Source organism: Burkholderiales bacterium, assembly GCA_023511995.1.
GTDB lineage: Bacteria > Pseudomonadota > Gammaproteobacteria > Burkholderiales > Thiobacteraceae > Thiobacter.
Genome location: JAIMAL010000026.1, coordinates 22,240 through 32,358 on the forward strand (window position 1 = coordinate 22,240; position 10,119 = coordinate 32,358).

Annotated in this window: 11 protein-coding genes; 7 read left to right on the plus strand and 4 right to left on the minus strand. The window is 67.3% G+C overall.

All coding sequences use genetic code 11. From position 1 onward, the window contains the following. Nucleotides 1–17: 17 nt before the first annotated feature. The 3 genes from thpR to ispD are packed head-to-tail and all read right to left on the minus strand — an operon-like array spanning nt 18 to nt 1,725. Nucleotides 18–548, minus strand: coding sequence for an RNA 2',3'-cyclic phosphodiesterase (gene thpR / locus K6T56_11490; GenBank protein ID MCL6556968.1), 531 nt, complete (start codon nt 546–548; stop codon nt 18–20). A 5-nt stretch (nt 549–553) separates the two neighbouring features. Continuing rightward, nucleotides 554–1,030: a 2-C-methyl-D-erythritol 2,4-cyclodiphosphate synthase gene (ispF, locus tag K6T56_11495; protein ID MCL6556969.1), complete on the minus strand. Its 477-nt coding sequence runs from the start codon at nt 1,028–1,030 to the stop codon at nt 554–556. Further along, a complete protein-coding gene (gene ispD / locus K6T56_11500) occupies nt 1,027–1,725 on the minus strand; it encodes a 2-C-methyl-D-erythritol 4-phosphate cytidylyltransferase (GenBank protein ID MCL6556970.1) in 699 nt (232 codons plus the stop codon). The genes ispF and ispD overlap by 4 nt, the downstream gene beginning before the upstream one ends. Nucleotides 1,726–1,813: 88 nt before the next feature. Here ispD and amrB point away from each other — a divergent pair, with 88 nt between their 5' ends. From amrB to K6T56_11535, 7 genes are all read left to right on the plus strand, one after another. Next, a complete protein-coding gene (gene amrB / locus K6T56_11505) occupies nt 1,814–2,620 on the plus strand; it encodes an AmmeMemoRadiSam system protein B (GenBank protein ID MCL6556971.1) in 807 nt (268 codons plus the stop codon). Continuing rightward, nucleotides 2,610–3,206, plus strand: coding sequence for an AmmeMemoRadiSam system protein A (gene amrA, locus K6T56_11510; protein ID MCL6556972.1), 597 nt, complete (start codon nt 2,610–2,612; stop codon nt 3,204–3,206). Before amrB ends, amrA begins: the two co-directional genes overlap by 11 nt. Further along, on the plus strand, nt 3,203–4,297 hold the full coding sequence (gene amrS, locus K6T56_11515; GenBank protein ID MCL6556973.1) for an AmmeMemoRadiSam system radical SAM enzyme: 1,095 nt from the start codon (nt 3,203–3,205) through the stop codon (nt 4,295–4,297). The genes amrA and amrS overlap by 4 nt, the downstream gene beginning before the upstream one ends. 33 nt (nt 4,298–4,330) lie before the next feature. Continuing rightward, nucleotides 4,331–4,996 (plus strand): alpha/beta hydrolase, encoded by a 666-nt coding sequence (locus tag K6T56_11520; protein MCL6556974.1) that lies wholly within the window; start codon nt 4,331–4,333, stop codon nt 4,994–4,996. An 81-nt stretch (nt 4,997–5,077) separates the two neighbouring features. Beyond that, on the plus strand, nt 5,078–5,788 hold the full coding sequence (locus K6T56_11525; GenBank protein MCL6556975.1) for an ABC transporter ATP-binding protein: 711 nt from the start codon (nt 5,078–5,080) through the stop codon (nt 5,786–5,788). Nucleotides 5,789–5,790: 2 nt separating this feature from the next. Beyond that, the gene (locus K6T56_11530) at nt 5,791–8,157 is read left to right on the plus strand and encodes an ABC transporter permease (GenBank protein MCL6556976.1); all 2,367 of its coding nucleotides are present in this window, start codon (nt 5,791–5,793) and stop codon (nt 8,155–8,157) included. A gap of 7 nt (nt 8,158–8,164) precedes the next feature. Next, entirely contained in the window at nt 8,165–9,364 is a 1,200-nt protein-coding gene (locus tag K6T56_11535) for an HlyD family efflux transporter periplasmic adaptor subunit (GenBank protein MCL6556977.1), read from the plus strand. Nucleotides 9,365–9,378: 14 nt separating this feature from the next. Here K6T56_11535 and K6T56_11540 read toward each other — a convergent pair whose 3' ends face one another. Continuing rightward, nucleotides 9,379–10,026 carry a phosphoribosyltransferase gene (locus tag K6T56_11540; protein ID MCL6556978.1) on the minus strand — a complete coding sequence of 216 codons (648 nt, stop codon included), beginning with the start codon at nt 10,024–10,026 and terminating at the stop codon, nt 9,379–9,381. Nucleotides 10,027–10,119: the final 93 nt, after the last annotated feature.

Genomic DNA, 10,119 nt, shown 5'->3' on the forward strand with positions numbered 1-10,119 from the left:
TACCCGCCCCAGGCGGGTCAATCGACGCCGGCCTTTGCCGCAAGGGGCCAGACGCCAAGCCTTTCGTAGCTCGCGCCGTGGCTTGACAGGGTGGAGGCGACCAGCACGAACTGCCGCACCGGCCAGGCGATATCCACCGCCGGCAGGCTCACCCCGTCGCAGCGGGCGCGGCGCAGCAGGGTGAGGTGGGGCACGTAGGGCCGCGTCTCCAGGCGGAAGCCCCGCGCGGCGAGCCGGCTGGCAAGCTCCCCCGCCAGGTCGAAGAGGGTGCGCGGCGGGTTGCCGGGGGCGATCCAGGCGATGCCCTTGGCGGGCCAGAAGCCCAGATCAGTAAGGCGCAGCTCGAAACCGGGAAGCTGCACCTCCTCCGCCGCGCCGCGCACTTTTCCGATCTCTTCCTCCGCCACCTGGCCGAGGAAGACCAGGGTGAGGTGGAGGTTGTCGAAGGGGGTGGCCCTGCCGCCGCAGGATTGGCGCACCTTGAGGCTCAGTTCCGCAAGCTGCCGGCGCACCGGCTCCTCTGGCCAGAGGGCGAAGAAAAGCCGCATCCGCCTCATTCCCGACGGATGAGACAGACGGCCTGGGCAGCGATGCCCTGGCCGCGTCCAGTGAAGCCCAGTTTTTCCGTGGTGGTCGCCTTGACGTTGATACAACCCTCCTCCACCGCCAGATCGCTGGCAATGTGGCGCACCATCTGCGGAATGTACGGGGCAAGCCGGGGCGCCTGGGCGATGACGGTGGCATCGACATTGACCACCTGCCAGCCGGCTTCGCGCAGCGTGGCCGCCACCTGGCGCAGGAGTCGCCGGCTGTCTATGCCCCGGTAGCGGGGGTCGGTGTCCGGGAAATGCCTGCCGATATCCCCCAAGGCGGCAGCTCCCAGCAGGGCATCGCAGATGGCGTGCAACAGCACGTCCGCATCCGAATGTCCCAAAAGTCCCAGGGGGAAGGGAATTTCCACACCGCCCAGGATGAGTTTGCGGCCTTCCACCAGGGCGTGCACGTCGAAACCCTGACCTACGCGCATCATGTCTGCGCCTCCGCATCGCGGAGGATGAGCTCGGCGAGTCTCAGGTCCCGCGGCCAGGTGACCTTGAGATTGAGCACATCCCCCTCCACCAGCCGGGGCCGCAGGCCCAGCGCCTCCACCGCGCCCGCCTCATCGGTGGGCGCCTCCGTCGCCCGCTCGAGGGCGGAAAGCAGAAGCCCATGGCGGAACATCTGCGGGGTTTGCGCCTGCCACAGGCCTTCGCGGGGTTGTGTGGCCTCGATGCGTCCGCCGGAATCGGCGCGCTTCAGCGTGTCGGCCACGGGAATGGCGAGAATGCCGCCCACGCTGTCCGTCTCCACCTGCGCGATCAGGGCATCCACGTGATGGGGACGCAGACACGGACGCGCCGCATCGTGCACCAGCACCCAGTCCTCCGCGCCCACCTCCTCCGCCATCGCCCGCAGGCCGTTGCGCACGCTGGCAGCACGGGTCTGCCCGCCACAGCGCAGCACCCGCAGACGGGGCGCAAAGGCGCTGAAGTCGCTCTCGGCGAAATGGGGATCCTCCGCCGCGAGCACTACATACACGCGGCGGATTCTGGGATGCTGGGCCAAGGTGCGCACGGCGTGCCACAGCATGGGCCGGCCGGCCAGGGGCAGATATTGCTTGGGAAGTTCCCGCCCCATGCGGCTGCCGCTGCCGGCGGCGGGAATCAGGGCAAAACACTCGACCATGAGGGGGCGGGAGAGGTCTATAGTGGAAATTGAAATTCACCGGCGCGGCCCCATTCCCACGCCAGAGGCCAACTTAAGGAGAGGCGCCATGTCTGCCGTTCGACCCGCCGCCGTGGCCGGCACTTTCTATCCCGGCAATGCGGCCAAGCTCGCCTACGATCTCGACCATCTCCTGGCTCAGGCGCGGCAAACGCCGGGGCCGGTGCCCAAGGCTGTGATTGTACCCCACGCCGGATACATCTACTCCGGCCCTATTGCCGCGACCGCCTACCAGCGCATCGCCGCCGGCCGCGACCGCATCCGGCGGGTGGTCCTGCTGGGGCCGGCGCACCGCGTGCCCGTGCGCGGGCTTGCCCTGCCCGGTGTGGAGGCCTTCGCCACGCCGCTGGGCCTCGTGCCCGTGGATGGGGCGGCAGTGGCCAGCCTGCGTGGCCTGCCCCAAGTGGTGGAAAGCGCGCCCGCCCACGCTTGGGAACATTCCCTCGAGGTGCAACTCCCTTTCCTACAGAAGGTGCTCGACGATTTCACCCTCGTTCCGCTGGTGGTGGGTGATGCGACGGCGGAGGAAGTGGCCGAGGTGCTGGAGCGCCTGTGGGGCGGACCGGAAACCCTGATCGTCATCAGCTCCGATCTTTCCCATTACCTGCCCTATGAGCTCGCGCAACGCATCGACACGGAAACGGCAAAACGCATCCTGGCCCTTTCCAGCGTGACCCACGAGCAGGCCTGCGGCGGCACGCCGGTCAATGGGCTTCTGCTCGCCGCGCGCCGCCATGGGCTGCGGCCCGAATTGCTGGATTTGCGCAATTCCGGCGATACCGCGGGCGATCCCGACCATGTGGTGGGTTACGCCGCCTTCGCCTTCCTTAACCCCGAGGAAGCCCATGTCCACTGAAGCGCTGTCCACCGCCCTCGATGAGGATCGGGGCCTCGTCCTGCTGCCGCTGGCGCGGGGGAGCATCGCCGAAGCCCTGGGCCTTCACTATCCCCTGCCCGAGTATCGCCAGGCGTGGCTTGATGTGCCCGCCGCCACCTTCGTCACCCTCACCCGCAATGGCGAGCTTCGGGGCTGCATCGGCAGCCTGGAAGCCCGCCGGCCCCTGCGCGAGGACGTCCGCGCCAATGCTTTGGCCGCGGCCCTCCGGGATCCGCGATTTCCGCCCTTGAGCCCGCGGGAATGGCACGACGTGCGGGTGGAGGTTTCCCTCCTTTCCCCGCCGCAACACCTCCCCGTGCGCTCGGAAGAGGAGGCCTGGCAGAAGCTTCGGCCCCATGTGGATGGGGTGATCCTGGAATATGGCCCCTATCGCAGCACCTTCCTGCCCCAGGTATGGGAGCAGTTGCCGGAACCGGACCGTTTCCTTGCCCACCTGAAGCGGAAGGCGGGCCTGCCCTGGGACTTCTGGGCCCCCCAGGTGCGGCTTTTCCGCTACACCGTGGACAAATGGAAAGAACCCGACGAGGAGATCATCGAACCATGAGCCCTGTGCGTGAATCCCATCATCCCGCCCGCTGGTGGCATCGGCTGCCCGACGGACGCATCCAGTGCGATCTGTGCCCGCGCGATTGCCGCCTCCACGAAGGACAACGGGGGGCCTGCTTCGTGCGCAAAATGGAAGGCGGGGAGATGATCCTCACCACCTACGGCCGTTCCTCCGGATTTTGCATCGATCCCATCGAGAAGAAACCCCTCGCCCATTTCTACCCCGGCACCAGCGTTTTTTCCTTCGGCACCGCCGGCTGCAATCTGGCCTGCAAGTTCTGCCAGAACTGGGACATTTCCAAGTCGCGGGAAATGGACCGCCTGATGGATGCGGCAAGTCCCGCGGAAATCGCCCGCGCGGCCCAGCGCCACGGGTGCAAGAGTGTGGCCTTCACCTACAACGACCCGGTCATCTTTGCCGAATACGCCATCGACACCGCGATCGAGTGCCACAAGCTGGGGCTGAAGACGGTGGCGGTGACGGCGGGCTACATCCACCCCGAGCCCCGGCGGGAATTCTTTGCCCACATGGATGCGGCGAATGTGGACCTCAAGGCCTTCACCGAGGATTTCTACTTCAAGATCACCGGCGGTCACCTGCAGCCGGTGCTGGATACCCTCATCTACCTGAAGAAGGAAACCCACGTCTGGCTGGAGATCACCACTCTCCTCATCCCGGGCAAGAATGATTCCGATGAGGAGATCACCGCCCTCTCCCAATGGATCGCCCGGGAGCTGGGCCCTGATGTGCCGCTGCACTTTTCTGCCTTCCATCCCGACTACAAAATGCTGGATGTGCCGCCCACCCCCCTTTCCACCCTGGTGCGTGCCCGGCAGCTGGCCATGCAACAGGGGCTCCATTACGTCTATACGGGCAACGTCCACTATCCGGAAGGGGATACCACCTACTGCCCGGGCTGCCACGCGCCGGTGATCCGCCGTGACTGGTACGCCATCGAGGATTACCGGCTGGATGATGCAGGCCATTGTCTTGCCTGTGGCACCCGCATCGCCGGGCATTTCCAGCATTTCGAACTCAAAAAGCAGTTCGGACCGCGGCGCATCCCGGTGGCCATGCATCCCGCCTGAGTCTTTCGGCCTGCCTTGGTCTATAAACAGGGCATGGCCAGTGAACTCGTCTTCATTCCGGATGGCCCGGCGCAGGTGGAGGGCATGCTGGAGCTGCCCGATTCCCCGTGCGGCCTGGTGCTCTTCGCCCACGGCAGCGGCTCGTCGCGCCATTCCCCGCGCAACAACTACGTCGCTTCGGTCCTACGGAAAGCCGGCATCGGCACCCTGCTCATGGACCTCCTCACCGTGGAGGAGGATCGCGACTACCGGACCCGCTTCGACATCCCGCTGCTCACCCGCCGGCTGATGGTGGCCACCCGCTGGGTGGCCGGCCATGGGGCAGTGCAGGGGCTCAATGTGGGTTACTTCGGCGCCAGCACGGGGGCGGCGGCCGCGCTGCAAGCCGCGGCGCAACTCAAACACGGCGTGGCGGCCGTCGTCTCCCGCGGGGGACGGCCCGATCTCGCCGGCGGCGCCGCCCTGCGTCAGGTGGTCTCCCCCACCCTGCTCATCGTCGGCGGCCTCGACGACGTGGTGATCGAGCTCAACCGCGCCGCCTACGAAGTGATGGGCTGCGAAAAGGAACTCGTCATCGTCCCGGGCGCCGGCCACCTCTTCGAGGAGCCCGGCACCCTCGAGGAAGTGGCGCGGTTGGCCACCCAGTGGTTCCTGCGTTTCCTGCCCCGGGCCGGCGGGCTCAGCAAGCCCACGCCTTGAGGAGCCGCGGACGGCGTTTGCCCCGCTTTCCGCCTTTCCCTTGCCCCACGGAGCAGGGTCACGCTGTGGCATCATGGCGCCATGGATGCCCCGGCGATTTTCACAGCCCGCGGCCTCACCAAGACCTACCGCATGGGCGAGGTGGAGGTGCCGGCTCTGCGGGGGATCGATCTCGATCTCTTTACGCGGGAGCTGGTGGTCCTGCTGGGTCCCTCGGGGAGCGGCAAATCCACCCTCCTCAATCTCTTGGGCGGGCTGGATACCCCCACGAGCGGCGAGCTCCTCTACCTCGGGCAACCTTTGACTGGCGCCAGCGAGGCGGCGCTCACCCGTTTCCGCCGCGAGCACGTGGGCTTCGTCTTCCAGTTCTACAATCTCATCCCCAGCCTCACCGCCCGGGAAAACGTGGCCGTGGTGACGGAAATCGCGAGACACCCCATGACGCCGGAGGAGGCGTTGGCCCTGGTGGGCCTCTCCCACCGGCTCGATCACTTCCCCGCCCAGCTTTCGGGCGGCGAGCAGCAGCGGGTGGCCATCGCGCGGGCGATTGCCAAGAATCCGGCGGTGCTGCTCTGTGACGAGCCCACCGGCGCCCTGGATTCCCAGACCGGGATCGTGGTCCTCGAAGCCCTGGAGAAAATCAACCGGGAACTGGGGACCCTGACGGTGCTCATCACCCACAACGTGGGCATTGCGGCGATGGCCGACCGCGTGATCCGCCTGTCCGACGGCCGCATTGCGGAAACGCGTGTCAACCCGGCCCGCAAGCCGGCGCGGGAGCTCGGCTGGTGAGGCTGTCCGCGCTCGACCGCAAGCTTCTGCGGGAGCTTTGGCAGATGAAAAGCCAGGTGCTCGCCATCGCCGCCGTGATCATGGGCGGCGTGGCGACCCTGGTCATGTCCCTCTCCACCTACGATTCCCTCGCCCGCACCCGCGACCGCTTCTATGCCGACTACCGCCTTGCCGACGTCTTCGTCTCCCTCAAGCGGGCGCCGGAGGCGGTGGCCGACAGGCTGCGGGAAATCCCCGGCATCTACCTGGTGGAGACCCGGGTAGTCACCGGCGTGAAGCTGGAAGTGGAAGGTTTTGCCGAGCCGGTAACCGGTCTTGTGCTCTCCCTGCCGGATGGGGCGCGGCCCCTGCTCAACGACCTCCATCTGCGGCGCGGGCGCCTGCCCGACGCCGGTCGCAGTGAGGAGGTGGTGATCTCCGATACGTTCGCCGATGCCCACCATTTCGAGCCCGGCGATCGGCTGTCGGCCGTCATTCGGGGACGCCATCAGACCCTCACCATCGTCGGCATCGCCGTGTCGCCGGAATACGTCTACCAGATCGCTCCCGGCGCGATGTTTCCCGATTTCAAGCGCTATGGCGTGATGTGGATGAGTCGCAGCGCGCTTGCCGCGGCCACCGACATGGAGGGCGCCTTCAACCAGGTGAGTGCCCTGGTCCTGCCGGGCACACCCCTTGAGGCGGTGTTGGATGACCTTGACGCAGTCCTTGGGCGCTGGGGCGGCAAAGGCGCCTATGGCCGCAAGGATCAGTTCTCCAATCACTTCCTTTCCCAGGAGCTCAAGCAGCTCAAGACCACGGCGACGGTCTTCCCGGCGATCTTTCTCGGCGTGGCGGCCTTTCTCCTCAACGTGGTGCTCTCCCGCCTCATTGCCCTGCAACGCACCCAGATTGGCATCCTCAAGGCCTTCGGCCATTCCCACCACGCCATTGCCTGGCATTACGTGAAGTTCGTCCTGGTGGTGGTGACGCTGGGCGTGGCCATGGGGGTGGGCCTCGGCGCCTGGTTTGGCGAAAGCCTGTCGCGGGTCTACCAGGAAACCACTTTCCGCTTTCCGTACCTGGACTATGTGCTGCAGCCCCAGGTGGTGGCCATTGCTTTCCTCGTCGGGCTCCTCGCCGCGGTCGGCGGGACACTGCTGGGGCTGGCGCGGGTTGTGCGTCTGCCGCCCGCCCAGGCCCTGCTGCCCGAGGCGCCGCCCATCTACCGCACCACCCTGATGGAGCGGCTGGGGCTTTCCCGGCTCGGCACCGCCTCGCGCATGATTCTGCGCCACATCGCGCGCCGCCCGGTCAAATCCGCGCTCACGGTGTTGGGCATCGCCTGCGCCTGCGGCCTCATGATGGTGGGCAACTACCAGAAGGCGGCCATCGATTTCATCGTGGAGATCCAGTTCCATCGCGCGGCGCGGGAGGATTTGTCCCTCACCTTCATCGACCCCACCGCCAGCCGCGCCCTCTTCGAACTCGCCGCCCTGCCCGGTGTCACCCATGTGGAAGGCTTCCGCGACGTGCCCGCCATCCTGCGCTTCCGCAACCACCGTCACCGGGGGGCGGTGTTTGGCATCCAACCCGATGGCGTGCTGCACCGCGCCCTCGATGTGAAGCTCAACCCCGTCTCCGTGCCGGAGGGCGGCATCGTGCTCACCGACCACCTGGCCCGCAACATCCTCCACGTGCAGCCGGGGGACGTGTTGACGGTGGAAGTGCTGGAGGGTCGGCGGCGCACCCTGGAGGTGCCGGTGTTGGGCATCACCCGGCAGTTCCTGGGGCTTTCCGCCTACATGCAGCAGGCGTCCCTCAATGCGCTGCTGGGGGAGGGACCGGTGGTGACGGGGGCCTACCTCGCCCTCGAGCCGGGGCGGGAAGCAGAAGTCTATGCCGCCCTCAACGCGCGCCCCCGGGTGCTGGGCATGGTGGTGCACGCGGCGGCGATCCGCAGCTTCTACGCCACCATCGGCGAATTCGTGTTGTTCTACACCCTGGTGGCGACCCTGCTCGCCGGCGCCATCGGTTTCGGCGTCGTGTACAACAGCGCCCGCATCGCCCTGTCCGAACGGGAACGGGAGCTTGCCAGCCTGCGGGTGCTGGGCTTCACCCAGGGCGAGATCGGCTATATCCTGCTGGGCGAACTGGCCCTGCTCGCCCTGCTGGCAATTCCCGTGGGCATGGCGGTGGGGGTGGGGCTGGTGGGCATTCTCGTGCTGGCCCTGCAAAGCGACCTCTACCGCCTGCCCCTCATCCTGAGGCCGGACAATTACGCCATGGGTGCCCTGGTGGTGGTCGTCTCGGCAATGGTTTCCGGCCTCATTGTCTGGCGGCGGCTTGGCCGGCTCGACCTCCTGGCGGCACTGAAAACCCGCGAGTAAACCCCCGATGACCCTGCGCAACCGCCTTGGTGTTTTCCTGCTCGCCCTCGCCGTGGCCGGGGGGCTTCTCTATGGGTTTCTGCCCCGTCCCATCCCGGTGGATGTGGCCGCCGTGGTGCGCGCGCCGCTAAAGGTGACAGTGGAGGAGGAAGGTAAGACGCGGGTTCGGGAACGCTACGTGGTCTTTGCACCGGTGGCAGGGCAGCTCGCGCGCATCCCCTTCAAGGTGGGGGATGCGGTGCGGCAGGGCGAAGTCCTTGCCCTCATCACCCCTGCCCCGGCCGCAGCCCTCGATCCCCGCAGCCGTGCCCAGGCATTGGGGCGTCTCCGCGCCGCTGAGGCCGCGCTTGCCTCCGCCGCCGACAATGCCCGCGCCGCCCGCGCCCAGGCGTCGCTTGCCCGGCAGAATCTCACCCGGCTCAAGAACCTGCGGGCGGCGGGGTTCGTCTCCGCCCAGGCCCTGGATCAGGCCTTGGCGGAGGTGGAGCGCAGCGAAGCGGCGCAGGCCGCGGCGGAGCACGCCGTCGAGGTGGCGCGCTATGACCGGGAGACGGCGCGCGCAGCCCTTGTGGAGGGGGAGGCGGGCGCCCGGGCGGCCTCCCGTTTCAGCGTTCGCGCGCCGGTGAGCGGCAAGGTGCTGCAGGTGATGCGGGAAAGCGAAGGACCGGTCAGCGCCGGCCAGCCGCTTTTGGAGCTGGGCGACCCCAGCGCTCTGGAAGTGGTGGCGGAAGTGCTCTCGAGCCAGGCGGTACGCATCGGCCCCGGCAGCCGCGTCACCTTCGAACGCTGGGGCGGCGAGATGGCCCTGGAAGGCCGGGTGCGGCGGGTGGAACCCACGGGGTTCACCAAGGTTTCCGCCCTCGGCGTGGAGGAGCAGCGGGTTCGCGTGATCGCCGATTTCACTTCACCCCGCGAGCTGTGGCAGAACCTGGGGGATGGCTTCCGCGTCGAGGCACGTTTCATCGTCTGGGAAGGGCGCGACGTGCTCCAGATTCCGGCAAGCAGCCTGTTCCGCCACAATGGCGGCTGGGCGGTCTTCCGCCTGCGCAATGGGCGGGCAGAACTCGTTCCGGTGACCCTGGGTCAGCGTGCGGGACTCATGGTGGAGGTGCGCGCCGGGCTCGAGGTGGGTGATCGGGTGATCACCCATCCCAACGACAAGGTCCAGGCGGGAAGCCGCGTCACACCCCGGCAGGCGGGAGGTTGAGGCAGACGGTTGCCTCACGCCTGGGTTTCCCCGGAGGCGCTACTCTGGCGGAGGATGGCCATCACCTCCTCATCGCTCACCTGCGGGAATTCCAGATAAAACTGCCCCACGGCGTAGAAATCGTATGGGGTTTCCAGGCAGACCATTTCGTCACACCAGGGCCGCACCTTTTCCACGGTTTCCGGCGGCGCCACGGGCACCGCACAGATGAGCTTCTGCGGTTGCTTCGCGCGCAGGGCGTGCAAGGCCGAGATCATGGTGGCGCCGGTGGCCAGCCCATCGTCCACCACGATGACGATGCGCCCCCGGGGATCGATGGGCGGCCGCACCGGCGTGTACAGGGCGCGCCGCTCGCGCATGATGGCCATCTGGCGGGCCTTCTCCCTTTCGATGTACTCCGGGGTGGCGCCCACCGACGCCGCATAATCGGCGATGTAGGTCCAGCCCGTTTCGTCCACAGCGCCGATGGCGAATTCGGGATTCCCCGGTGCGCCCAGCTTTCTCACCAGCACCACGTCCACTTCACCCCCCAGGGTATCGGCGATGCGTTTGGCCATGGGCACGGCCCCGCGGGGAATGGCGAGCACCAGGGGATGGCGCCCCTCATAGGCGGAAAGCCTTTGCGCCAGGCGGTCGGCGGCCTCGATACGGTTGCGGAACATGGGCGCCCTCCTTTTCCCTCGCGGATTCAAGTTTGAAGTGCAATTTTGATTAACGGGTAGGTGGGTCAGAATGTGCGAGCATTTTGCCCCATC